Origin of the sequence: Paenibacillus alba (assembly GCF_013204855.1) — a bacterium.
Lineage (GTDB): Bacteria > Bacillota > Bacilli > Paenibacillales > NBRC-103111 > Paenibacillus_E > Paenibacillus_E alba.
Window position 1 is genome coordinate 45,009 of the sequence record NZ_JABMKZ010000012.1, and the last position, 24,729, is coordinate 69,737.

A 24,729-nucleotide genomic window follows, 5' to 3' on the forward strand; every position below is an offset into this window, starting at 1 on the left:
GGGATAAAACATAAGCATCGCACTATGATGGACGCAGGAAGCTAATCGATTGACGTATTGTTCAATTAATTCAAAATCAGTCTGGACATAACTATATGATAAATAATAAGGAGATGGATCACATGACACAACATCAAACAGCTGGGATTCACCATATAACGGCTTTCGTTCAAAATGCACAGGAAACCGTAGACTTTTATGCAGGTATTCTAGGACTCCGCATGATCAAAAAAACGATTAACTTCGACGCCCCGGAAGTCTATCACCTGTACTTCGGGAATGAAATGGGAAGTCCGGGAACGATCATTACCTTCTTCCCATGGGCACATTCCCGTAAAGGCCGGATCGGCGGCGGTCAAGTTGGCATCACGACGTATGCTGTGCCGACAGGCAGCTTGTCTTTCTGGGAAGAACGACTGACCCAGTTTGGTGTTGCCTTTGAGAAAACCTCAAGATTTGCAGAAACTTACCTGCAATTCGCGGATCGCGACGGCCTCAAACTCGAGCTTGTAGAACGCGAATCCGGAGCGCCTAGCCAATGGTCTTTCGGCGGTGTGCCTGCTGAGAAAGCGATCAAAGGTTTTGGCGGAGCTGTTCTGTACAGCACAGCCCCAGACAAAACTTCAGACCTGCTGCAGCAGGTGATGGGCCTCACGAAAGTAGGGCAAGAAGGTGCTTATGCCAGATTTACCTCCTTCGGAGATTTAGGCAATGTTATTGATATCAACGTGACTCCGATGGCGTATGGGGTTGGCGGAGCAGGAACGGTTCACCACATCGCATGGCGGGCCAAAGATGACACAGAGCATGCCCTGTGGAGAACTCATGTGCAAAATAGCGGCTTCCAGCCTACGCCGATCGTAGATCGTCAGTACTTTAACGCGATCTACTTCCGCGAAGAAGGCGGCATTCTCTTTGAGATTGCGACGGATCCTCCAGGCTTTGCACGGGATGAGCAGCCGGAAGCGCTTGGCGAGAAATTGATGCTCCCTGAATGGTTCGAGGAGAATCGTGCACAAATTGAGCGTAATCTTCCGCCGATTGAGGTGCGGGTATTGGAGGCGAATCAACGATGAAGCATATTTATCAAAAAGGAACGGATGCAGCTGCCCCGGTACTGGTGCTCTTTCACGGTACCGGAGGCACCGAACGGGACCTCCTGCCGTTAGCCTCGGTAATCTCACCGACATCGTCGGTGCTCAGCGTGAGAGGCAATGTGCTTGAGAATGGGATGCCGCGGTTTTTCCGCAGGCTGGCTGAGGGCATCTTCGATGAGGAAGACCTCATCTTCCGCACCAAGGAAGTGTACGACTTCCTCGATCAAGCTGCCGTTGAACACGGCTTTGATCGGCAGAATGTCGTAGCGGTGGGCTACTCCAATGGCGCGAATATCGCCGGCAGCCTATTGTTCCATTATCCCGCTGCGCTGCGGGGAGCTATTCTGCATCACCCGATGGTGCCGCGGCGAGGTGTTCAGCTGCCAGATCTTGCCGGCACGCCGATCTTCATCGGGGCTGGCAAGAACGATCCCATCTGCTCTCCGCAGGAGACGGAAGAACTAACGGCTCTGCTAGGTGAAGCGGGAGCGGCGGTGCATGTGCACTGGGAGCAAGCAGGGCACCAATTGACACGTTCGGAAGTGGATGCAGCCGCTGCGTGGTACAAGACGAATTTTGCCTAAAAGGAGGTGATTCCTGATGCTTGCCATTGATCCTTCGAGCCAGAGCGAGCGGGAAAATTACAAGCTGTTAATTGGCAGCATTATTCCAAGACCAATCGCTTTTGTAACCTCTTTTTCCGCAGAGGGGGTGCTTAATGCAGCGCCGTACAGCTATTTCACCATTGTGACGGCGAATCCGCCGATGGTGGCGATCTCGGTTCAAAGGAAGCAAGGTGTGCGCAAGGACACTTCGCGTAATGCCATAGATACGGGGGCTTTCGTAGTTCATATCTCCGATGAAACCTATATAGAGCAAATCAATCAGGCGGCTGCCGCGCTGCCGCCCGAGGAGAGCGAGGTCGCTTTGGCTGGCCTCACGCCGGTAGAAAGCGTGAAGATCGCCGTCCCCGGCATTGCCGAGGCCAGCATTCGAATGGAATGCTTGCTGGAGCAAGCCATTCCGTTAGGCGGAACAGACGGCACGCCTGCTGCCGATTTATTAATTGGGCGTGTTGTGCACTTTCACATCGCAGAGTCACTGTATGAGAACGGGCATATTGATGCTCAGGCGCTTAAGCCAGTCAGTCGGCTGGCGGGCAACTCCTATGCGAAATTGGGAGAGCAATTTGCCATAGATCGACCTCTCTGAGGGTGATTGGAAGTTCTCAGAAGAAACCGCAAGCCCCTCGGGGATTGTGGTTTTTTCTATTCTATTTATTTGAATTTTCGGTATAATAGTAGGCAAAAGAGGTAGTTAGCTAGAGACGCAAGGAGAAGATGACAATGAACAAGAACAAGGTGCGGTATCGTTTGAGATGGTTATGTTTAGTCTGCTTCGTTTCTTTACTAGGAAGTCTTCATCAACCTGCTTATGCTGCTACAACGGTTTCCAATCAGATAACGGGTGATTCGGCTTCCGTTTATGGAGGAAGGGTCGAGTTTACATCAACGGTTACGGACGCTAGTGGCGGGGGTGTGGCGCCTACGGGAAATGTCGCATTTTATGATGGAGCCACGCTCATTGGCACGGGAGACTTGGTAGAGGATGAGCCTATCGTGGTCAATAAACCGGCGGGAGCTGCTCCACCAACTCAACCAGATTTGAAATTGACCTGCAGCAATTGTCCGGTTATTCAATGGGGCGGGCTGTCATTTTGGGCGTATAGCTTTTACGAAAATACGGAAGAAATCCAACTCATAGGTTATGATGCTAATAACCAAATAGTGAAGTCGTGGAAAATCGCTGGCGATCGCTATGTGGAGGGAATTACCATAGACAAGAGTGCCCGTTTAATTACATTTAAAGGACAAAAAGGAAACGTCATTTCTCGAACCTGGGATCAGCTGGAGAATTTCAGTGCTCACGCTTCGATCGTTGTTCCTAATCTGACTGCTGGCGCTCATTCGATTACATCCAGTTACACAGGCGATGGCAGCCACGCTGCTCAAACAGCTTCTCCTTTTATACATACGGTTAGCAAGATTCCTACAGCAACGACGCTAAGTTCAAATAATGCCGTTGCGAACTTCGGCGAGCCAATTACATTTACCGCTTATGTAAGCAGCACGAATGGAAGCGACCTTCCGCCAATAGGGCAGATTACTTTCAAAGCCAATGGCAGCGTTATTTCACCACCGGTAAACTTGGATGGCAACGGGATTGCTACACTTATTACAGCCAGTCTCCCAGTCGGCAATTTATCCATAACCGCCGAATATTCCGGAGATGCGAATCATGGAGCGAGTCTATCTACACCAGTCACCCAGTACGTGACCAAGGCTGCTGTTCAAGTAGAACTCACGGTTGCCCCCTCTACGAATGAAAGTGTTTATAGCCATTTGGTTACTTTCATGATCCAAGTGACGAACACGACGCCCGGACTTCCAACTCCAGAAGGTATAGTTGCAATTACGGGAACTGACAGCACGATTCTATGGCCAAGCGGACTAACGCTTGTGAATGGAAAAGCGACTTGGGAAACCGATCAGCTTACGGTTGGTACGCATATGTTCATGGCTAGTTACGCAGGAGATGCAAATTATGCTGCCAAGAGCTCAAGCAGCTATACCCAGCATATCAATCCAATTCCAACGCGTGTAACGATGACCAAATCGGTGACAGAGGCTGTTTATTATGGAACGCCGATTACCTTTACGGCACATGTGGCCAATAGGAATGGGGAAGCCTTGATTCCCACAGGAAAAGTGATTTTCAGCGGCGGCAATATGCCAGACGCAGAAATTGAGCTGGATGCAGCTGGTAATGCTTCGCTCACTAAAGCTGATTTGCTGCCAGGTACTGTATCCATTCAGGCCACGTATGTGCCAGACCCGTTCCATCAATCCCAGATTTCAGCTCCTTTGTCGCAGGTCATTGTGCCGAATACGCAAGGAATTACGCTCATTCTCAACCATCCAAGTTCTCATTTCCAATATGGTGATCGGGTCTTATTCACGGCATCGGTTGGCGGCTTGATTGGCGATCAAGGGCAGCCAGGCTCTATTTCATTGAGAGACAATGGCGTGGAGAAGGCTAGAGTAACCGCTGATGTCTATGGGGCTGGGGAAATCATTCTGACGGGTGTCAGTTCTGGAACTCATCACTTCACAGCCATCTATGAACGCGAGGGTATTTCCAATGGGATCACATCGCAAGAGGTAGTCGTTGTGGTTCATCCGGTTCTAACTCAATTACAGCTGAAGCAAGGTGCAGAGGAGAAAGTACTTCCGGCAATTGCCCCTTGGCTGGCAACAGTCGTTCATGGACCTAACGATACGATTAATTTGGCTCCGACATCGGCTGAAGCGAATACCAGCATTCGCATTTGGAAGCAGGATCCGCATAGCGGTGTGCTGGGTGCGGAAATAGGAGTCATGAATGGACAAAGTGAAGCGATTCGTCTCACGGAAGGGCTCAATCGTTTGGCGATCAAAGCGGCAAGTTCAGATGCAACGGTTGCGGCTGAAACCGTCCTTTCGATCTTCTATACACCGGACGATCATCCCTGGGATATGTGGCAGGTGCTGCATGTTATGTCGCTAGCGTATAATATGGACGGGATTCCGACCTTCGATAAGGCGGATGTAAATGAATTGTTGAAATTAATTGAGCCTATCACACGCAGCTAGACCGATCTGCCAGCATAGAAGCTGCATTCATCATACCAAAGAGACCATAAGCGCCACTTCGTAGTGGGCACTTATGGTCTTTTTGTGCTCGATGCAAGATTTAACGCTGTTTCACTTTACGATCGAGTCGATAGCTGACAAGCCCAAGAATTAGCCCAACAATCGGCAGCAGAGCGCCCGCCCATGGCAAATAGGTAAGGCCCATATGGGTGATGACCCACCCGCCGATAAAAGCGCCGCTAGCATTGCCAAGGTTATTGGCCGAATGGTTGGAGGTCGATGCGAGCATAGGCGCATCCTTAGCCATCGTCATGATGCGAAGCTGCAGGCCTGGCAGAATACCGAAGGCGGCTGCGCCCCAGATGAAGATCGTGATCACAGCGGCTGCCGGGAGATGCACGGTGAAGTTGAAGATGATCAGAATAAGGGCTAACGCCGCGTAGTTGCCAAGCAAAGCCGGCATGAGCTTCCAGTCTGCCAGCTTGCCGCCGATGATGTTGCCGAAGGTGACGCCGAAGCCGAATAGAACGAGAATCCATGCCACGTAATGCTCGGAGAAACCGGTCACTTGTTCCAATAGCGGCGTGATGTAGGTGAACACAGTGAACAAGCTTCCGCTTCCCAAAGCACCTACTAGCAGCATCAGCAGCAGCTGTATTAAGGCGCGGAATTGCTGGACAATGCCCGCGCTTTTCTCTTGCTGTACACGCGGGATGAAGAAGAGAATCCCGATGAGCGAGATGATGCCCATGATCACAATGGCGCCAAACGAGGCACGCCAGCCAAGCTGCTGCCCAATGAAGGTGCCGAAAGGAACACCCATAATATTGGCGATCGTTAGCCCCGCCATCATGACGGAAATGGCGCCGGCTCTACGTTCGGGGCGTACCAGATTCATGGCGATGACGCCGCCGACACCGAAGAAGGTCCCGTGAGCCAGAGCCGTCACAATCCGCGCTCCCATGAGGATGGTATAAGTGGGAGCGATAACGCTGATCGCATTGCCCAGGATAAACAAGACCATCAGAAGGCAAAGAAGCAGCTTCTGGGGCAGCTTATTCGTGAATAAGGCGAGAATCGGAGCGCCGATCGCTACGCCCATGGCATAGCTCGTAATGAGCTGGCCTGCTTGCGGGATTGTGACCTGCAGATCCTGGGCGACATTGGGCAAGAGGCCCATAATGACGAACTCGGTCATGCCAATGGCAAATGCGCCTGCGGTTAAAGAGAAAAGAGAAATCGGAAACCGCCCAGCAGGAGCTGATTGGCCTATTGCTGCTTGCTGATGACTCATAACAATGACTTCCAGCCTCTCAAGTAGTCTAATTAGCTGCTTATACGCAGCGCTATACCCATGTTGCGTCAAGCGCACCTAATTGGTCAAGATAAGAGACGAAGAAATCAAAATAACGTTATATTTACCTTCTTCTCCTTCTCTATAATGAGGCTATACAAGGTCAATCAAACATCAAGTAAGAGGTGAAGGATATCATGTCTGCAACAACAGAAGTGCTTACACAAGACAAGCCCATTCGATATAAACGCAATGTCCGCCGTCGTCAAGAGAACCTGGCTGGCTTCCTGTTCGTCAGTCCGATGCTGATTGGCGTAACGGTGCTGACACTGCTCCCCATTATTGCTACATTCGTTCTTAGCTTTGCGGATTGGAACTTCGTTGCGGGAATGAGCGGCTTGAAATGGGTTGGCATAGAAAACTTTACGAAGCTGTTCGGAGACGCTGTTTTCATCAAATCGCTCAAAAACAATCTCATTTTCGTCCTCACCGTGCCCATTTATATGGCCGTATCTTTAATATTAGCGATTGTCATTAATAAGAACGTATATTGGAAAGGCTTTTTCAAAGTGGCCTATTTCATGCCTTATATCTCCAGCGTTGTTGCCGTAGCGGTCGTATGGCAGGTGCTGTTCCATCCATCAGCAGGTCCTGTCAATCAGTTCTTAATGTCACTGGGCTTCACAAACCCGCCGAAATGGATCGCAGATCCGGCCTTCGCGTTGTCCTCGGTCATGATGATTTCCGTGTGGATTTCCATCGGCTTTAATATGATTATTTACATGGCAGGGCTGCAATCCATTCCCAGAGATCTGTATGAAGCTGCCGAGATCGATGGGGCGAATGCTTGGGTTCGTTTCCGCCGGATTACGCTTCCGATCTTGTCGCCAACCTCCTTTTTCTTATTGGTCACAGGGATTATTTCCACGTTTAAGGTGTTCGATTTAATCGCCGTACTGACCTCGGGAGGCCCGATTAATTCAACGAGCATGATCGTCTGGTACTTGTACGATACGGCTTTTGTTAACCTTCGTGTAGGGTATGCCTCCTCAATGGCTGTCATCTTATTCGTCTGTGTATTATTCATCACGTTCCTGCAGTGGGCGGGACAAAAGAAATGGGTCAATTACTAAGCGTAGGAGGAACTTCTCATGAAAGAACGGTTTAACTCATCAAAGCTGATTGCAACCATCATTCTGTTCATCATCAGTCTGATCTTCCTGCTCCCCTTCTTCTGGATGCTCTCGGCCTCCTTCAAAGTGGAAACGGATGTGTTCAAATACCCGATCGAGTGGATTCCATCGCATTGGAACGCTATCGAGAACTACAAGGAAGTCTGGTTTGGCAAAAATCCGTTTTACCTCTACTACTGGAACTCCATTAAAGTGTCAGTTATTACAACCTTCATTTCCTGTGTCGTTTCCGCGATGGCGGCGTACGGCTTCTCCAAGGTCGAATTCAAAGCCGGCAAGTGGCTATTCCTGATCGTACTGGCGACCTACATGGTGCCAAGCCAAGCGATTTTGATTCCGCAATTTATTTTATATCGCAATATTGGTTTGTTTAACAATCACTTCGGTCTCGTGCTCATCGGCTGTTTCAGCGTTCTCGGTACGTTCATGCTGCGTCAATTTTTTATGAGTATTCATAATGAATATTTGGAATCAGCCAAAATCGACGGGGCCGGCCATTGGCTGATCTTCTGGAAAATTGCCTTCCCACTCGTCCGTCCAGCCGTTGCCACCTATGCCATTCTGCGTTTCATTTGGACATGGAATGACTATCAGAATGCTTTGATCTTCCTGCGTTCGGATAAATTGTTCACGATTCCGCTGGCGATGCAGAAATTTGCTTCCCTGAACGGGGAGTACTACTCGCTGATCATGGCGGCTGCCGTGTCGGCAATCATTCCACTCTTAATCATCTTCATTATCGGGCAGAAGAGCGTAATTGAAGGTATAGCACTAGGCGGCGTTAAGGGTTAATCAAAAAAATAAATAGAGAACCAATGGATGTCGTTTTTTGTCGACGCAACATTGGGTTATAATGAGGTGAAGGGGAAGAGCTGAGGCTTCCTCTTTTGCTATTCATTCCATTGTAAAAAGGGGCGCTTGGGCTGTGAAGACCAAATACTCGATTAAATCGTTTCGCGGCAAATTAACCGTGGCCTTAATTGTCTGTATTTTGATACCGGCACTCCTCACATTGTTCATTTACAACTATTTAACTCGGGATGCAGTCAAAGATCAGGCGGTCTTGAATGCGCAACAAACGCTGCAGCTAGTGGACGGTCATGTGACAGGGACGCTCAAAAATATGCTGTATATCCTGAATTTCATTCAATATGACACGGGCATGAATATGACGTTTCAAGATTTCAGTTTGAAAAGCGGAGACATGAGCAACCCTTCATACGAAGAGTTCAGAGCCCGGCAAGAGGTTTTGATCAAATTGGAGACGATTACCGGGGCTGCGGAGACCAGTGCGGGGGAAAAGAGTTTTGTTACCGTTTTTCTTAACAATGGGACCTATTTCACGAACTATTGGATATCGGATTACGATCCAACTCGATTATTGAAGGAGTCCTGGCTTAACAAAGTACGGAGCTTGAAAGGAATTGAATCGTATTGGGTTGGCGAGTCGCCGACTCAATTCTTGCAGGATAAAGCGGATAGCCCGTATCAACTAACGGTGGCGAGGTCTCTTTCCAGCCAAAATGGGTTCATCGTGGTGACCATTCTGGAGAGGCAAATCGGCAATTATTTCAAAGAATTAGCGAAGAGCCAAGGGCAGGAAATTATTCTGCTCGATAAGGATGATCGCATCCTGTCCCATGCGGACGTTTCGAAGATTGGCGAGGCGTTTCCTTATTTGAAGGAGCAGAACTCCAAGTCTCCGGAAATCGTCCAAATCGATCATCAGAATTATTTGATCTCCAAGCGGGAATTTCCAATGAACGGCTGGAAGCTGGTTTCGCTTATTCCTTACAGTCAAGCCGTGGGAACCATCAATGGGATTTTCGAAAATGTATTCACGCTTCAGGTTGTTTCTTTCATCCTATTTTTCATTCTGCTCATGGTGGCGATTCGCGCGTTCACAAGGCCGCTCGTGAAGCTGGATAAAGTAGCAACCTCGATCCAGCAAGGGAACCTCCATGTGCGCAGCGCCATTCGCGGTGAGGATGAAATCGGTCGACTAGGGAAGTCGTTTGACCAGATGCTGGATCACATCTCCGACATGATTATCGAAGTGACACACACGCAGGCACGCAAGCGCAAGGCAGAGCTGGATATGCTGCAAGCCCAAATCAATCCTCATTTCTTGTTCAATGTCCTGAACTCGATCCGAATGAAGGTGCTTGGCAGAGGGGATCGCGAAAGCGCCGATATGATCAGCTCCTTGTCCAAGCTTATGCGTATGACCATTCAAGACAAAGCCTATATTCTGCTGCACGATGAAGTGGATATTGTGATGGATTATATGAAGCTGATGAATATGCGGCAGAAGGAGAAAGTCACGCTGGAGACATACATTGATGCGGATGTGTTCTTGGAGCGGGTCCCCCGCTTTTTCTTGCAGCCGATCATCGAAAATGCTCTGATTCACGGTTTCAATCAGCAAGCCGGCACGATTACGTTGGAAGCACAGTTAGATGAAGGGTATATCCGTATTAGTGTCCGTGACAACGGTCAAGGCATGGATCCGATCACACTTGCACGCTTAAGGAGTAAGCTGTTTGCACTTCCGGTAGAGACAGCACTCATAGAGCCGGACAAGAAGAAAGGGTTCTCTAGTATCGGATTGCCGAACGTGAACGAACGAATGCGAATGACCTTTGGCGAGGCGTATCGGATGGAAGTAGACAGTGAAGAGGGAGTAGGCACATCTGTGACTTTGCTGATTCCCAAACAAGAGGAGGTGCAGGAAGATGTATAAAGTGATGCTCGTAGACGATGACTATCCCGTGTTGGAGCTGCTTTCCGGTGCGATTGATTGGGCGAAGCTGGATATGGAGCTGGTCGGGCTTTATGAAAATGGCGCTGTAGCGATGGAAGCGGCAGCCTTAGATATGCCTGACATTGTGGTGACCGATATCGGGATGCCCCGCATGAACGGCTTGGAGCTGATTCGTGGTTTAAAGGATAAACATCCGGCTATTCGAGTCGCCATTCTTTCCTGTCATAATGAATTCCACTTCGCCCAGCAGGCCATGAAGCTTAATGTGCAGGAATACATGCTCAAGGATACGCTTAATCCAGAGGATTTGGAAAAGCTGCTGAAGCAGTTCAAAATCAGCCTGGATGAAGAATATCATTCCCGGGAACGTCACAATCAGCTGCGGCATCTCGTTGATCGCAATCGGGAGCAGCATAAAGAGACATTCCTAAGAGCAACCATTCATGAGCCGGTGCTGAATGAAGTCTCCTGGATGCGCGAAGCCGAATCCTTCGGGTTCAGCCTCAAGGGGAGGACTTGCTTGCCTGTAGCCTGCTATATTGATGGGCAGCGGCTGGCGCGTCAGCGGTTCGTCAGTGACGATGTGCTGCGCTTCGCGCTCAATAACATCATGGAAGAGGTACTGAGCAGCGAAGAGCGGGAAGCAGTCCATTTTGCCTACGATGTGCTGCGTTCGTTCATTTTCATTTCGGCTCCCGGCGGGATTAAGACCAATCCTTATGATCGTGCGCTGCCTCTTCTTGCTGAGCTTCAGCATGCGGTGGAGAAAACCTTGAAGATTAAGATTTCCTTTATCATAGGCAAAATCAGTGCTGCTCCATCGGAGATCAAACAGGAACTAAACGGCCTGTTAACGGCTAACGGGCAGCGGTTCTATATGGAGCCCAAAGCGATTGAGAAATGGAGAATCATGGCCTATTCCGGGCAGGATTTATTTGCGGTGTATGATGAAGCGGTCACGGCACTTAGGGAAATGCTGATCGAGAGCAACCCAGGCATGGTCCAGCCCATGGTCGAGAAATGGATGTCCTATTTGCGCGAGAATCGTTTTCCGCCGGAGACGGTGAGGGATTGGATTCTAAAGCTGGTGCTAGACTTAAAGCTGAAGCTGAAAAGCATGCAGCTGTTTCGGAACCATTTTTCCGTAGAGATCCTGCACAAAGAACTGCTTGAAATGGATACGCTGCAGGAAATGGGAGAATGGATGATTCATTTCTTCTCCTCCTTTTTCCTAGTGGCCGAAGATGTGAAGGTTCTGAGCAAGCGCCCGGAGGTGTTGGATGCCTGCCAGTATGTTTCTTTGCATTTGAACAAGAAAATCTCACTGGATGAAGTATCGGAGCAACTGTTCTTGAACCCAAGCTATTTCAGTCGATTGTTTAAGAAAGAGACGGGGGAAACGTTCATTGAGTATGTAAATCGGATGAAAGTGGAGCGCGCCAAGGAACTGCTGGATCAGACGAATTTAGCGGTGTCCAAAATTGGCGAATCGCTGGGCTACGATAATCATAGCTATTTCATCAAAATGTTCAAAAGCGTCGCTGGCATGACACCTCTCGAATATCGCGGATTAGCGGAGACGACGAGACAGCCCTAGCAGAGAAGTCAAAATAACGTCGATAGTAGTCAATATCGCGTCATCTTTCCACATATTCCCCTTGTTATAATGGGGGTGTACACGAGAGTTAAGCGCTTTAGCGAAACTAAATATCGGAGGGTCACTCATGAAAAAGACAATAACAAGCATCATCTGTGGGGCTGTCACCATCTCTATGTTGGCAGGCTGTGGTACAGATAAACCTAATACGACTGCAACATCGACAGCAGCAGCTTCAGCGAAGCCGGTTACGATCAAATTTCATGCTTACGGCAGCGAAGCTCAGCAAAACTGGAGCAAAATCATCGATGGCTTTCAAACGAAGAACCCGAACATCAAGGTTGACCTCATCAACCTAAGTGAAAAAGGGGATACGCAAGAATACGCGAAGAAGCTGGATTTGTCCGCAGCATCCGGCGAAGATATGGACGTGATGATGTTCAGTGAAGCAGGCATGTACGCGCAGCGTGTTGCGCTCGGCATGGTGGCTCCGCTTGATGATTATATCAGCAAAGAAGGCTACAAGGAGTCCGAAGAATATAAAGTAGATACACAGCTTAATGGCAAATACTATGCGCTTCCAGGGAAGTTCAACCCTTGGTACGTTATGCTGAACACCGATCATCTGAAGGAAGCCGGTCTGGAAGTTCCGAAGGATTGGACATGGACGGAGTTCCAGGATTATGCCAAAAAGCTGACCAAAGGCGACGGTCCGACGAAGCGTTACGGTACTTATTTCCACGGTCCTCAAGGCGGCGGCTGGCTTGAATTCATGCGTTTGGCGCTGGCGAATCAACCAGACAACAGTGATTACTTGAAGGCAGACGGTACGTCCAACTTGGATAGCCCGCTGTTCCGCAAATCCGTTGAGATGCGCTACCAAATGGAGAAAGTGGACAAGTCCTCGACGCCTTATACAGATATGATTTCGCAAAAGCTGAATTATCGTCCGCAATTTTTCAACCAAAGCGCAAGCATGATTGTCATCGGCAGCTGGATGAACTCAGAGATCGGCGGTACCGACCAGTTCCCGCTTAATTTCAAAGCGGCTGTAGCGCCATTCCCTAAAAACAATGCTTCAGATCCAAGCGGTTATTCCATGGTTACAACAGATTTCTATGCGGTTTCTGCCAAAGCGAAACATCCGCAAGAGGCTTACCAATTTATTCGTTACCTGACAACAGATGGTATTCTTGTGCAAGGGAAGTATGTCCCATCCTGGTCTAAAGTTAAAAACGATCAACTGGGTCAAATTGTAGATACCATCCTCAAAGGCACCAAAAACCCAGAGAAGGTAGACAGAGATTCCTTGATTACGGTGTTGACGAATGCAAGAGCTTCTAAATTGGTGCCTCCTGCAACTTATCAAGCCGACGTGTATAAAGCGTTGAATGAAGAGTATGAGAAGCTTATTCTAGATAAGCAAAATCTAGATGCTATGATCAAAAATTCGCAAGATCGCACACAGAAAATTATTGATGCTGCTAAGAAGTAGTTTCTGGTATAGTCAAGAGGAAAGCGCAAACAGGGAGAACTTCGGTTCTCCCTGTTTGTTAACGGATGAACCAATGCATGCGTACGCGAACGGAAGGCAAACGCCTTCACATTTCATTCAAGAAAGTGGGTCGTATTCCGGTGAATGTAGCATTAGGGAACATGGAAGAGTTGAAAGCAGCGCTAGGGGCAGTGAAAATAGATCAGTCCCAGCTGCTGTTTGCTGGTGAAAGCGCTGATCAAGTGAAAGCTCGCTTGCGCAGCGGCCAGCATGGCAGCCAGCTTGTGGAGGAGATCCGCACAGAAGGAGTCAAGCTGCTTCAGGAAACGATGCCTGAGCTTAGCTATACCTTATTTCGGTTATATGCGGAGCAGGGAACACGAGTTGAATACGAACATGTGTATTTTCGCCGTCGGAACCGCTTAACGACATTTGCTTTATTAGCTTGGCTAGAGACGGAACATGGCGTCTATTTCGACGCGCTTCTGGATACGATATGGTCCATTCTGGACGAGTATACGTGGTGTTTACCTGCGCATATTTTGCAAGGGCCGGAGATGCGCGGGCCTATAGGGGAGGGGCAGCAGGCCGCAAATCTTGCGAATGCTTCGGGAGAGGCTTTCACGATTGATCTTTTCGCTGCGGAGACAGCCTTCGCGCTGAGTGAAATCAGCGTGCTGCTGGGCGACGCCCTGCCTGACTTGCTTCGCGTGCGCATTCGCGAAGAAGTGCTGCGCCGCATACTGCGGCCATTTGTGACGCAGGCTCCCAGCGGCTGGGAGACGGCTACGCACAACTGGGCCTCCGTCTGCGGAGGCTCGATTGCTGCTGCAGCGATCTACACGCTGCAGGATGATGATGAACTCGCCGCTGTGCTGGGGCGGGCCTTCCTGCCGCTCGCCTCTTATTTGAGCGGCTTTGAAGAAGATGGCGCATGCACCGAAGGGTACATGTACTGGCAGTACGGCTTCGGCTATTTCACCTATGCCGCCGATTTAATTCAGCGGCGCACGGGCGGTGCCGTGGATTGGTTCCAAGACGACAAGGTGCGGCAGATTGCCTTGTTCCAACAGAAGTGCTTCCTCGATGGACGGAAGGTTGTCAGCTTCTCCGACTCCCATGGGGAGGCGGGGATCTTCATGGGATTAAGCGGCTATCTGAAGCAGCTTTACCCCGAGCTGGAGCATCCTGAGCTAGGGCTTCGCGCCGGCTACAGGGATGACCATTGCAGCAGGTGGGCACCTGCGCTGCGCAATCTGCTCTGGGCCCGTGAGGAGGCAGACGGCCGTCCGTGGCACACGGCATCCTATTATCTAGCGGATGCGCAGTGGCTGATATCGAGGCAGCTTCAGCCGCAAGGCGCTTATGTATTTGCAGCCAAGGGCGGCCACAATAACGAGCCGCATAATCATAATGATCTTGGACATTTTCTGCTCTATGCCCAAGGGGAGACCTTGCTTGCTGATCTCGGCAGCGGGCGCTATACTCGGGCGTATTTTGGCCCAGAGCGATACGAGATTCTGTGCAATGGCTCGCAAGGCCACTCTGTCCCGATCATAGATGGGCAGTATCAGCAGGCCGGTGCGGCTCATCGAGCGGAGCTGCTTGAGTTTACCAGTACGGAAGCGCAAGACGCGCTGGCGTTGGAGCTCTCCAGCGCCTATGGCACGGAGAAGGTAAGGCAATGGGTGCGCCGCTTTACTTGGCGCAAGACAGAGCCGCCGACGCTCGTCGTATCGGACCGCTTTGAATTTACGAAAGCGCCGACCACACTGGTGGAGCGCTTCATTTCCTGGCATCTGCCGCAGCAAGCGGAGGATGGACGGATTGTGATCGCGCCAACCAAGGAGGCGCGGTTGTTCATTGGTTACGACTCAAGCTTGTTCGACTGGTCGGTTGAGTCATTCATCCATGATGATCATTACGGACAGTCACGAGCTTGCTATGCCATTGATTTCACATTGAAGCCTAGTGGACAAATACGCTTGGAATTATCAGCTATGTTTATATGTGCGTTCGAATAAAGCAGATAGGGAGTGGAAGAGGATGAAGAGGCAATCCGGTTGGGCACAAGAGGCTTGGCAGAAAACAGTCACCAAAGTAGCGCGAACAAGTAAGCGCATCGGAGACGGCTTTCCTCACGCCAGTGTACAAGGAGAGTATAAGCTGGAGCCTGCATATTGGTGGACGGCGGGCTTCTGGCCAGGGCTGCTTTGGCTCTTGTATCGCGAGACCAAAGACGAGCAGCTGAAGCTGCTGGCAGAGTCCTGTGAACAGCAGCTCGATCAGGTCATGGCGGATTATTACCGCTTGGACCATGATATCGGCTTCATGTGGACGCTGACGAGCGTTGCGCGCTACAAGCTGCTGGGCGCGGAGGATTCGAAGCGCCGCGGCTTGCTCGCGGCTAATTTATTGGCTGCACGGTTCAATGTGCAGGGGAACTTCATTCGCGCCTGGAACCCCTGGCGCGAAGGGGAAGACAACGCCGGCTGGGCCATCATCGACTGCATGATGAACCTGCCGCTGCTGCACTGGGCGTCGGGCACGACCGGCGATCCGCGGTACAAGCAGATCGCTGTGCGGCATGCTGATATGGTGCTGGAGCACTTCATCCGTCCGGATGGCTCCGTCAATCATATCGTAATCTTCGATCCGCACACCGGCGAGCAGCTTGAAGTCAATGGCGGACAGGGCTTCGCCCCGGAGTCCGCTTGGTCGCGCGGCACGGCGTGGGCGATCTACGGCATGGCGCTCAGTCATCATCACACGGGAGATGAGCGGTATTTGCAAGCCGCCAAGCGCGCAGCGCACTTCTTCCTGGCTAATCTGCCGGAGGACAGCGTGCCGCACTGGGATTTCCGCTTGCCGGAGGACATTACGGCTTATCGCGATTCTTCCGCAGGCTCTTGCGCCGCGTGCGGCCTGCTTCTGCTGGCTGATCAGGTAAGCGAGCAGGAGAGCGCCCTGTATCGCCAAGCTGGCGAGCGAATCTTGCACTCGCTGTACGTGAACTATGGCGCATGGGACTCGGAGACCGAGGAAGGGCTGATTCTTCATGGAACGAGCCATTATCCGGAAGGCAAGAATATCGATGTGCCGCTTATCTACGGCGATTACTATTTCGTTGAAGGCCTGTCCCGTCTGCTAGGACATGGCGAGCTGTTCTGGTAGTGTAGTTGCAGTATTAACGCCACCCAATGGGAACTGAGATCCGCTATATCACCGAAAATAGCGAAAAAACCGTCGGAGTGGAACTACAGTCCGCTATTTCGCTGTTTTCACCTCCGCAGCGTGCTAATTTCAATAAATAGCGTACTCCAGTTCCGCTTCCTGCGCCGTCAGCTCTCTTTTGCCTCAAATAGCGTAACGTAGTTCCGCTTGGACAAGATCTTCACGCACTAAAGAACCTCGATTTCCACGAATCATGGAAATCGAGGTTCTTCGTATTCCTATCGGAGCCCAGCGCTTAGCATCTCATCCTGCGGCAAGCCTCAGCCTCACTTCGACGCTTCCCGCCACTGGCCTAGTAATTTCTCGTGCTGCTCCGCAGCCAGATCGAAGCGGTACGTCGCAAGGAGATTCTCCAGCTTCACGGGTGCAAGGAGCGGGTTCACCGGAATATTCGGCGCGACCGGGAAGGAGAAGGCAGTGTTCATATAATCCGTTTGAACTTCCCGAGACAGCATGAAATCGACGAGCTTTTTGGCTGCTGCCGAGTTGTTGCCTCCCTTGAGAATCGAGACAGCGCCGATCTCCCAGCCGGCTTGCGGCGGAATGAGCGAGCTGATGTTGTAGCCCGAGTTTTTGAACCGCAGCTGGTCGCTTAAGAAGGAGACAGCCGCCGCCAGCTCGCCTTCTGCTAAATGCTGGGCGCTTGTGTTGCCGGCGAACGTCATGGAGGCGCTTTGTTGCTTCAGCGACTGCATTAGGCTGACTGCTTCGCGATCACCACGCTGCTGGGCGAGCGAAGCGAGAAGCGTATAGCCCGTACCCGAGGTCTCCGGGTCCGGAATCTCGATCTTGCCCTTAAGCTCAGGGCGGAGCAAATCCTCGTACCCCTGGGGAAGCGGCAGAGCCTTCAGCGTTGGGTCCTGCTGCCAGACGGTCTGGTTTACCCCAATGGCCAGCGCACCCATGTACATACCGGTCCAGTAGCCGTCGTTGTCTTTATACTTGGCAGGGATGCTGTTCGCAGCCGCCGAGGAGTAACGGAGGGATTTATTTTTGTTTTTGAGCTGCTCGTGAAGATCGGCGGGTCCGCCGAGCACGACGTCAATCCCTGTTTTGCCTAGGGACAGCAGATGATAGCTGGCTTCGCCGCTGGACATCCGGATGATATCATACGGTTGCCCTGTTTGTTCTTTGAATGTCTCCAGCAGAATGCGTCCGGCGTCTTCCTGAAAGATGACATAGACCTTCAGTGGCTGGTTATTTTTCTTCTCCCCGAAGACGAGAAAGCCAAGGAATACGCCAACACCGGCAATAATCACGAGCAATGCTTTTTTCCACATGATGTTGAATCCCTCCTGAACAGCCAAAAAAGGAAACCAAAGTTCCCCTTTTCAGCAACTATCTATTTGGCTTTAAGCCCCGCTAGGTGAGCTTAATTACGTGAATTTTATCATCAGCTGCACTAATCGTGACATTCCCTTGAAACCTTGTCAAACCGATGTCATAAGCATCGACAATCCATTCTTTCATGTTATCGTCCAGAATGAAATACCGCTCCTTCTCGCCCAAGAACATCGATGATTTCACGAAGCCGCTTACGACGAACTCGCTCGCATCGGGTGCATTAATGCGCAGGGATTCTGGGCGAATGCTGAGCAGCACCTTCTCGCCAGCCGTGACAGCTTCATCCAGGGTCACACTGGCCGTACGGCCTTTCACGCCATAGGCAACAGTAGCTTTCCCGTTTGCAGAATCGTTTACGACCGCATCGACGAAATTCGTCGTGCCAATGAAATCCGCCACATAGGGGGTGCGAGGCTTGTAATAAATCTCGTGCGGTGTGCCATATTGATCGATCGCCCCTTTGTTGAAGACGACGATATGATCCGACATCGACAAAGCTTCAAGCTGATCATGCGTGACGTAGATGACCGTCAGGCCCAGCTCTTGCTGGATGCTTCGCAGCTCTACGCGCACTTCTTCACGCAGCTTGGCATCCAAGTTGCTTAGCGGCTCATCCAGCAGGATGATCGGTGAGTTCATGACGAGAGCCCGCGCCATAGCAACCCGCTGCTGCTGGCCTCCGGACATTTCGTGCGGATAGCGCTCCTCAAGTCCTGTTAATTTCACTTTCGCCATGGCGGTCTTCACGCGCTCCTGCACTTCAGCTTCAGGACGCTTCTGGATATCAAGCCCGTAGGCGACATTATCGAACACCGTCATGTGCGGGAATAGGGCGTACTCCTGAAACACCATCGGTGTTCCGCGTTTGTAAGGAGGCAGATCGTTGACGAGCTTGCCGTCAATCCATATTTCACCTTCGTCAACGGTATAGAAGCCCGCGATCGAGCGCAGCAATGTTGTTTTGCCGCACCCGCTTGGCCCTAGGAAGGTAATGAACTTCCCGCGTTCAATCTGCAAATCAATCTGTTTGAGAACGTGGTTGCTGCCAAACACCTTACTCACATTTTTCAAATCCAATAATATGTGTGAACTCATGATCCTCACTCCTTAAAGCTTTTCGGTTGAAAAGCTGGCATCGTAAGATGAACTTTTCCGGTAGAAAGACTGACGTCTTAGACGTACGTTAAATTAGAAATCGAATATTTTAACCTTTGAACGGAAGATGAGCTTCATCACACCCAGCGTGGCTAGGGTTGTTCCCATTAATCCGACGGCGACGGCAGCCGCCCAGTAGTAGGTTCCCGTCTCGGCATAGTTGAAGATGGATACCGCTGCGACCACCCATTTGGGGGTAATGAGAAAGACGATGGTGCTTAGGGTGTTCATATTTTTCATAAAGGCATAAACAAAGTTCGCGACAATCGTCTTTTGGAGCATCGGAAATACGATCGTTGTCAATGTGCGCCGGCTGTCTGCGCCAAGATTCGTAGCAGCCTCTTCAATAGATTTGTCGACCTGTTTAAAAGATGCGGTAAGTCCTCGATAGCCGACGGGCATCTGCTTCAGCAGCATCGCGACGATAATGAGAATGGCGGATCCTTGCAGCATAATCGGTCCGTTGCTGAAAGCGACGATCAGAGCCAGACCAACGAACGTTCCAGGCAAGGCTATGGGCAGAACGGCGGTGAAATCCAATATTTTTTTGCCGGGAAACGGCTTGCGTACAACGACATAGGCCAGCACGAGGGCGAAGCCAACAGCCAGAATGGAACTGATCAGCGATAGAACCAAACTGTTCAGTACAGCAGGGCTGGATGGGTTGAAGACGATTTTGAATATATGATCCAGCGTAAAGGTGTTGTCTCGACCGAAGTTTTTGGTGAAAGCGAACAAGATGGTGATAGCGAACATCGACAGAATGAAGAGCGCCATGATGCTGTTGAAAATAAATAGCACGATATCGGTCTTGCGTGATGTCTTCACACGATTGAGTCCGGAAACCGGCTTCCCTGTTATGGTGGAGTAGGAGCCTTTGGACAGCAGCTTGCTCTGAATGACGAAAACTAGCAGCGCAGGAATGACCAGAATAAGACCCATGACAGAAGCGAGCCCAGGCTCGTTATTAATAATTTCTCCGTAGATTTCAACAGCTAACAGAGAGTAATTGCCTCCGATCAGCTTGGGATTTCCGAAGTCAGCAAAGCAGTTGATAGCAACCAGCAAGAAGGCGTTAATAACGCCTGGAAGTGCTAATTTAAACGTAATGGTACGAAAAAGCTTGAAACCGCGCGCTCCTAAATTCTGTGCTGCAATTTCCAGGTTAGGTGAAATCGAGCGAAGGACGCCTGTAATTGTCATATAAGCAAGCGGGAAATAGGAGATCGTTTGCACGATCCAGAGCCCAGGCAGTCCGTATAAATCGAGCTCGACGTTGAACCAAGCTTTCATGGTTTGCGAAACCATTCCGCCTCTGCCGAATAGCAGCAGGAAGGCCAGACCGGTCATGACAGAAGGGGCCAGAATCGGAAGAAAGGCGATAAAGCGGAAAAATTTCTTCCCTGCGATGTTGCTGTAATGAATAGAGTAAGCATAAATAAAACCGCAAACAGTAGCCGTTAGAGCAGATAGGGAGGAACTGACGACGGTGTTCAGCAAGGCCGTTCCATAGCGGCTTTTACTGAAAAAAGTGGTCCAATCTGTCGCTCCTGGCAAAGCAATGACGTAAATGAGCGGATAAATGACGAAGAGACAGAGAACTGCAAAACTGATGAGCACAAGGATCAGCGAGGATGGATCTTTCACCAGTCTGCCGATCGACGAACCCATACCCTTTTTTTCTATGATCATAAGGGGTTCACGACCACCTTCCAAATTCATTGTATAGGAGGGCATTGGCGGCACAACAGACGTGCTTCAATGCCCTGTAATCGCTTACTTTTATTTGAGGTTTTTCAGCGCATCTTGCAGCTCTTTACGCTGTTCGGCAGCTTTCCACAAGCTGTAGGTCGTGTTGTATTTGGTTGCTTTAATATCGATACCGCCTTTGGGAATCGGTACGGTCGGTTTCACGGAGCTGGCAAAAGCAGATTCGGTATAAAGAAGGCCAGGCTCATTCGTTAGCATGAAATCCATAAGTTTTTTAGCGCCAGCCGTGTTAGCTCCACCTTTTACGATCGCGAGTCCGCCTACTTCGTAGCCTGCGGCTTCCGGAACGATACTGACGATCGGATTTCCTTGATTTTTCATTTTTAATTGGTCGCCTAAGAAGGTGATGCCAATAGTGTACTCGCCTTTAGCTGCCTTCTGAATCGGCTCGATGCCTGATTTCGGTCTTTCTTTGAGGTTCGGCAGCAGTTTAGCTACATAGCTCAGCATCTCCTCTTTGCCCCAAACCTGGGCTAGTGATGCTACCGCTGTGTAGGCTGTGCCGGAGGTAGCCGGGTCGGACATGCCGATTTCGCCTTTGAATTTCGGGTCAAGAAGCTCTTGGAACGTTTGCGGATACGGAGCTGCTGCATATTTCTCTTTCCAACGCTGCTCATTGATCCCAATAGCGATTGGATTTAAATAAAACCCTGTCCAGAAGCCTTCTTTGTCCTTCATGTTGTCAGGAATGTCTTTGGAATTCGGCGAAATGTAGTTTTCCAGTGCGCCAGCTTTTTTCAGCACCTCATGCGAATCAGCAGGACCGCCCATCAGGAAGTCGGCCTGCGGCTTGCCCATTTCATTTTGCACACGAGTCACCGCTTCACCGCTCGGCAAACGAAGCACGTCGTAGTCGATGCCGGTTTCTGCTTTGAATTTATCCAAGATTTTACGAGCTTCTTCTTCTTGGAAAATGGAGTAAACCGTAATCTTGCCTTTCGCTTTTCCGCCAAAAACACCGGATTTGTACAGGAAGAATCCTGCAACCAGCACGACAACAATGATCGACACGATCATCAAAGAACTATTGCTTTTTTTTCTAGCCATTTCATCAACCATCCCCTCGATATGTTAGGAGGCATCACTTAACTTGAAATAGGCTTTGTGGTTGGTTTCATCCAACAAATCGAAAACGATGAAGTAAGCGTTATCATATCGGTCGACATGCAGCCAATGCTTGCCGTTCACCGCTTTGTCGGAAAGTTGCACGACAAAGTGAGCGCTGGGTTGTTCAGCCATGAAATCAAAATGACTGAAATCAATCAGCCTGACAGCGGAATGCATTTGCCTCGTAAGAGCAGCCCGGTCCGCATCAGACAATGTCGTGAGGAGACCATCTTGCAAGCGGAATACTTGATGATTCCTGTTCGCAATGGCTTCACTTACCGTATCTGCGGTGAGCGTCTTGTCGATCAGCATGTTCTGCAGCTTCCGAATTTCAGCGCTGATGTCCAGCGAATTGACGGAGTCGGAGCCGAAACGAAAGCCGCTGGTACCGATTTGGAAAGGAATATCCTCTTGATCCAGATAAGCAATGGAGCCTGTTAACAGCAATCGTGAAGCGTTTTCACGAGTTTGTGGCTGGCCCCCGCTTAAGATGCGGCTAAACGATGCTTTCCACGCAATCAGCTCTTTCGGATCTTCTATCGAGATGGTTCCAATCCCTGGATACGTCACATTCATACGCATGGGAACACCGTCAAACATATCACGGCTGTTCGGTTCCTTGGGTACGATCTGTACTTCATCAACGCCGATGCGGAACACATAGGCGAAAATACCGATCAACGTACATCCGATAACGATTTGTAACAAGATGAGGCGCAACCATGAAAGCCCTTTCTTCTCCTCTTGCATGTAGATTACTCTCCTTTTATCTCAGAAAAATCATCGTTTTGTATCAATTTTGTAACAAAACTTGAGGGGGAAGGGACTCGACCTGGAACATTAATACGACTTCCGTACCGCTTCCTTCACGGCTGTATACGGTGATATCGCCGCCTTGCAGCTCCATCAATTGCTTGCAAAGCAGCAGACCAAGTCCATGCGAATGTGTCGAAATGGGGCGGTTCAGCTTCTGCTCAGAAGGAACGAACAGCGCAGCTGTCTCCTGTTCGTTCATGCCTTTCCCGTTATCGGTGATGCGTACAAGGCAATGATATTCTTGCTGCTCTAATCGAATCGCAAGCTCCGTACATCCGCTGTGCTTGATCGCATTTTCAATAACATTAAACAGCACCTGCTGTGTGCGTTTGGGATCGGCATACACCTCGCATGGCTCGACCTGTAAGGTGGTCATGATCGAGGATTTATGCAGGGTAGGCTCAAGAATTCGCAGACTATCTGTCAGTATCGCCGCTAGATCGGTACGCTCGACCTGCACCAGCCAAGCTTCATCGCCTTTGAGCGACGATTGCAGCAGGTCCTCAACCATTTGCAGCAGTCGTGTGCTTTCCTTGCGGATATACACATTGCACGTTCGAATATCATCCATACGCTCCATTTTGTCGATAAGATCAGAGAAGCCGATGATGGAAGTCAGCGGTGTCTTCAGCTCATGGGTCACATTGTCATAAAACTTTTTTTGCTTGCTTTGTTCATAGTGAAGCAGCTCGATGTGCTCTTGCAGCGCTGCTGACATTTGGTTAAAGTCATCGGCCAATTCGCGCACCTCGTCCTGACTGCGGACAACAATTTTGCGGCTGAAATCGCCGATGGCGACAAGCTTTAGTGCCTGCTGCAGAGCATGCAGGGGTCGCATAATAAAGAAAGAGAAGGAATAGCTCGCGAGCAGCGCAATGAGCAGGCAGCCCAGAGCGACGCCAATAAACCAGGAACGCATCGCGGACAGCGTTTCTTCGTGCTTATTCAGATCAAGCAAGTAGCGGAACCCGCCTACAATCTTGCCTTCATAGACGAAGGGAGAGGCATAAATGAGAAGCTTGCTGTTTTCCCCTTCGGTGATGACAGATGCGGTTTGACCAGCCAACGCGGCATCAATATCGCTCCGTTTAATCAAATCTTCTTTATTGCCGCTGTCCCCAATAATCATGCCCTCGGGGTCAAAGAGCTGCACTTGGAAATTGCTGTTCGCCGCGAGGTGGGAGGCAATCAGCGGGGCATAGGTGCCCGAAAATAGCTGTTCAATGCTGATTTTCTTATCGTTCACAATTTTCAAAGCTTCAATGCGATGCAGCGAATAATACTGGCCCAAGGTTTGGGTATCCCGCTCAATCATGCTTTTGCTCAATGTATAATTGACGACCACATACATTACGGCGAGCAGCATGACGATCGTGATGGAATGCTGAATGAATAGTTTGTTGCGAAGCTTCATCCCTTAAACCTCCAGCTTGTAGCCCATACCGTGAACCGTGGCGAGGACATGATCGTAAGGCTTGATTTTCTCGCGCAAGCGATTCACCATCATATCGACGGACCGGGTTTGCCCGTAATATTCGAAGCCCCAGACTTGATCCAGAATGTGCTCCCGCGTGAATACTTTCTTGGGATTTTTGGCTAACAGCCAGAGCAGGTCAAACTCCTTGCTTGTCGTTTTGATCAGCTTGCCGGCGACTTTCATCGTCCGCTCGTTTCGATCCATTTCGATGATGCCGGCCTGAAGAACGTCTATCGCTTGCGCAGCGGAATCCGGCGTCATGCGGCGCATGACAGCGCGTATTCGCATGACCAGCTCCCGTGTTTCGAACGGCTTGGTCAAGTAATCGTCCGCTCCGAGCTGAAAACCAAGTATTTTGTCGTTCATTTCATTTTTGGCCGTGAGCACGATGACGGGAATTTCCTTGTAAGTTTGCTGCAAGGTCATAAGCAGCTCGAAGCCGGATTGATCCGGCAGCATCAGGTCCAACAAGATCAGGTCGATGGGCCGAGATTCCAACTCGTGGAGACCGGAGGCGACCGTGCCGGCCACAGCAGCTTGGAACCCTTCCACCTCAAGGCTCAATTTGAGCAGCATTTGAATGCTGGAATCGTCTTCGATAATTAAGATATTCATAGGAAAATTCCTTTCCGTTCGCATTTGCTTAAGAGATTCGTCAATGAGGAGGGGTTTCTAGTTGCATATCCTATCAAAA

The 24,729-nt window shown here is 50.2% G+C and carries 19 protein-coding genes; 11 read left to right on the forward strand and 8 right to left on the reverse strand.

Annotated elements, in window-relative coordinates:
- Positions 1 to 122 precede the first annotated feature (122 nt).
- The 4 genes from HQN90_RS16680 (at position 123) to HQN90_RS16695 (ending at position 4,789) form a co-directional block, all read left to right on the forward strand.
- A complete protein-coding gene (locus HQN90_RS16680; RefSeq protein WP_173220684.1) occupies positions 123 to 1,076 on the forward strand; it encodes a ring-cleaving dioxygenase in 954 nt (317 codons plus the stop codon).
- The gene (locus HQN90_RS16685; protein WP_173220686.1) at positions 1,073 to 1,681 is read left to right on the forward strand and encodes an alpha/beta hydrolase; all 609 of its coding nucleotides are present in this window, start codon (positions 1,073 to 1,075) and stop codon (positions 1,679 to 1,681) included. Before HQN90_RS16680 ends, HQN90_RS16685 begins: the two co-directional genes overlap by 4 nt.
- A 16-nt stretch (positions 1,682 to 1,697) precedes the next feature.
- Positions 1,698 to 2,309 (forward strand): flavin reductase family protein, encoded by a 612-nt coding sequence (locus HQN90_RS16690; RefSeq protein WP_173220688.1) that lies wholly within the window; start codon positions 1,698 to 1,700, stop codon positions 2,307 to 2,309.
- 134 nt (positions 2,310 to 2,443) lie between these two features.
- Positions 2,444 to 4,789: an Ig-like domain-containing protein gene (locus HQN90_RS16695; protein ID WP_173220690.1), complete on the forward strand. Its 2,346-nt coding sequence runs from the start codon at positions 2,444 to 2,446 to the stop codon at positions 4,787 to 4,789.
- Between the two features lie 100 nt (positions 4,790 to 4,889).
- On the opposite strand, the gene HQN90_RS16700 is transcribed toward HQN90_RS16695, so the two are convergent.
- Complete coding sequence (locus tag HQN90_RS16700) at positions 4,890 to 6,083, reverse strand: MFS transporter (protein ID WP_173220692.1); 1,194 nt, start codon at positions 6,081 to 6,083, stop codon at positions 4,890 to 4,892.
- 197 nt (positions 6,084 to 6,280) lie between these two features.
- Between HQN90_RS16700 and HQN90_RS16705 the strand changes: the two genes are divergently transcribed.
- The 7 genes from HQN90_RS16705 (at position 6,281) to HQN90_RS16735 (ending at position 16,306) form a co-directional block, all read left to right on the forward strand.
- Positions 6,281 to 7,216: a carbohydrate ABC transporter permease gene (locus HQN90_RS16705; RefSeq protein ID WP_173220695.1), complete on the forward strand. Its 936-nt coding sequence runs from the start codon at positions 6,281 to 6,283 to the stop codon at positions 7,214 to 7,216.
- Between the two features lie 18 nt (positions 7,217 to 7,234).
- Positions 7,235 to 8,068 carry a carbohydrate ABC transporter permease gene (locus HQN90_RS16710; RefSeq protein ID WP_079415520.1) on the forward strand — a complete coding sequence of 278 codons (834 nt, stop codon included), beginning with the start codon at positions 7,235 to 7,237 and terminating at the stop codon, positions 8,066 to 8,068.
- A gap of 133 nt (positions 8,069 to 8,201) precedes the next feature.
- Positions 8,202 to 10,019, forward strand: a complete 1,818-nt coding sequence (locus HQN90_RS39630; RefSeq protein ID WP_173220696.1) for a histidine kinase — start codon at positions 8,202 to 8,204, stop codon at positions 10,017 to 10,019.
- Positions 10,012 to 11,637, forward strand: coding sequence for a response regulator transcription factor (locus HQN90_RS16720; RefSeq protein ID WP_173220698.1), 1,626 nt, complete (start codon positions 10,012 to 10,014; stop codon positions 11,635 to 11,637). The genes HQN90_RS39630 and HQN90_RS16720 overlap by 8 nt, the downstream gene beginning before the upstream one ends.
- A gap of 127 nt (positions 11,638 to 11,764) precedes the next feature.
- A complete protein-coding gene (locus HQN90_RS16725) occupies positions 11,765 to 13,132 on the forward strand; it encodes an ABC transporter substrate-binding protein (protein ID WP_173220700.1) in 1,368 nt (455 codons plus the stop codon).
- Positions 13,133 to 13,209: 77 nt separating this feature from the next.
- Positions 13,210 to 15,156 (forward strand): heparinase II/III domain-containing protein, encoded by a 1,947-nt coding sequence (locus tag HQN90_RS16730; protein ID WP_173220701.1) that lies wholly within the window; start codon positions 13,210 to 13,212, stop codon positions 15,154 to 15,156.
- Between the two features lie 22 nt (positions 15,157 to 15,178).
- A complete protein-coding gene (locus HQN90_RS16735) occupies positions 15,179 to 16,306 on the forward strand; it encodes a glycoside hydrolase family 88 protein (RefSeq protein ID WP_173220703.1) in 1,128 nt (375 codons plus the stop codon).
- 326 nt (positions 16,307 to 16,632) lie between these two features.
- Here HQN90_RS16735 and HQN90_RS16740 read toward each other — a convergent pair whose 3' ends face one another.
- The 7 genes from HQN90_RS16740 to HQN90_RS16770 form a co-directional block, all read right to left on the reverse strand.
- A complete protein-coding gene (locus tag HQN90_RS16740; RefSeq protein WP_173220705.1) occupies positions 16,633 to 17,646 on the reverse strand; it encodes an extracellular solute-binding protein in 1,014 nt (337 codons plus the stop codon).
- Positions 17,647 to 17,728: 82 nt separating this feature from the next.
- The gene (locus tag HQN90_RS16745) at positions 17,729 to 18,805 is read right to left on the reverse strand and encodes an ABC transporter ATP-binding protein (RefSeq protein ID WP_216855345.1); all 1,077 of its coding nucleotides are present in this window, start codon (positions 18,803 to 18,805) and stop codon (positions 17,729 to 17,731) included.
- A 93-nt stretch (positions 18,806 to 18,898) separates the two neighbouring features.
- A complete protein-coding gene (locus HQN90_RS16750) occupies positions 18,899 to 20,557 on the reverse strand; it encodes an ABC transporter permease (RefSeq protein ID WP_158082204.1) in 1,659 nt (552 codons plus the stop codon).
- A gap of 90 nt (positions 20,558 to 20,647) precedes the next feature.
- Complete coding sequence (locus HQN90_RS16755) at positions 20,648 to 21,682, reverse strand: ABC transporter substrate-binding protein (protein ID WP_173220707.1); 1,035 nt, start codon at positions 21,680 to 21,682, stop codon at positions 20,648 to 20,650.
- A 24-nt stretch (positions 21,683 to 21,706) separates the two neighbouring features.
- Entirely contained in the window at positions 21,707 to 22,492 is a 786-nt protein-coding gene (locus HQN90_RS16760; RefSeq protein ID WP_173220709.1) for a DUF3919 family protein, read from the reverse strand.
- Between the two features lie 43 nt (positions 22,493 to 22,535).
- Positions 22,536 to 23,972, reverse strand: a complete 1,437-nt coding sequence (locus HQN90_RS16765) for a sensor histidine kinase (RefSeq protein ID WP_173220711.1) — start codon at positions 23,970 to 23,972, stop codon at positions 22,536 to 22,538.
- 3 nt (positions 23,973 to 23,975) lie between these two features.
- Positions 23,976 to 24,650: a response regulator transcription factor gene (locus tag HQN90_RS16770; RefSeq protein ID WP_173220713.1), complete on the reverse strand. Its 675-nt coding sequence runs from the start codon at positions 24,648 to 24,650 to the stop codon at positions 23,976 to 23,978.
- Positions 24,651 to 24,729: the final 79 nt, after the last annotated feature.

Coding starts and splice junctions, on each gene's coding strand:
- HQN90_RS16680 (WP_173220684.1), top strand. CDS start 123: ATGACACAACATCAAACAGCTGGGATTCACCATATAACGGCTTTCGTT.
- HQN90_RS16685 (WP_173220686.1), top strand. CDS start 1,073: ATGAAGCATATTTATCAAAAAGGAACGGATGCAGCTGCCCCGGTACTG.
- HQN90_RS16690 (WP_173220688.1), top strand. CDS start 1,698: ATGCTTGCCATTGATCCTTCGAGCCAGAGCGAGCGGGAAAATTACAAG.
- HQN90_RS16695 (WP_173220690.1), top strand. CDS start 2,444: ATGAACAAGAACAAGGTGCGGTATCGTTTGAGATGGTTATGTTTAGTC.
- HQN90_RS16700 (WP_173220692.1), bottom strand. CDS start 6,083: ATGAGTCATCAGCAAGCAGCAATAGGCCAATCAGCTCCTGCTGGGCGG.
- HQN90_RS16705 (WP_173220695.1), top strand. CDS start 6,281: ATGTCTGCAACAACAGAAGTGCTTACACAAGACAAGCCCATTCGATAT.
- HQN90_RS16710 (WP_079415520.1), top strand. CDS start 7,235: ATGAAAGAACGGTTTAACTCATCAAAGCTGATTGCAACCATCATTCTG.
- HQN90_RS16720 (WP_173220698.1), top strand. CDS start 10,012: ATGTATAAAGTGATGCTCGTAGACGATGACTATCCCGTGTTGGAGCTG.
- HQN90_RS16725 (WP_173220700.1), top strand. CDS start 11,765: ATGAAAAAGACAATAACAAGCATCATCTGTGGGGCTGTCACCATCTCT.
- HQN90_RS16730 (WP_173220701.1), top strand. CDS start 13,210: ATGCGTACGCGAACGGAAGGCAAACGCCTTCACATTTCATTCAAGAAA.
- HQN90_RS16735 (WP_173220703.1), top strand. CDS start 15,179: ATGAAGAGGCAATCCGGTTGGGCACAAGAGGCTTGGCAGAAAACAGTC.
- HQN90_RS16740 (WP_173220705.1), bottom strand. CDS start 17,646: ATGTGGAAAAAAGCATTGCTCGTGATTATTGCCGGTGTTGGCGTATTC.
- HQN90_RS16745 (WP_216855345.1), bottom strand. CDS start 18,805: ATGAGTTCACACATATTATTGGATTTGAAAAATGTGAGTAAGGTGTTT.
- HQN90_RS16750 (WP_158082204.1), bottom strand. CDS start 20,557: ATGATCATAGAAAAAAAGGGTATGGGTTCGTCGATCGGCAGACTGGTG.
- HQN90_RS16755 (WP_173220707.1), bottom strand. CDS start 21,682: ATGGCTAGAAAAAAAAGCAATAGTTCTTTGATGATCGTGTCGATCATT.
- HQN90_RS16760 (WP_173220709.1), bottom strand. CDS start 22,492: ATGCAAGAGGAGAAGAAAGGGCTTTCATGGTTGCGCCTCATCTTGTTA.
- HQN90_RS16765 (WP_173220711.1), bottom strand. CDS start 23,972: ATGAAGCTTCGCAACAAACTATTCATTCAGCATTCCATCACGATCGTC.
- HQN90_RS16770 (WP_173220713.1), bottom strand. CDS start 24,650: ATGAATATCTTAATTATCGAAGACGATTCCAGCATTCAAATGCTGCTC.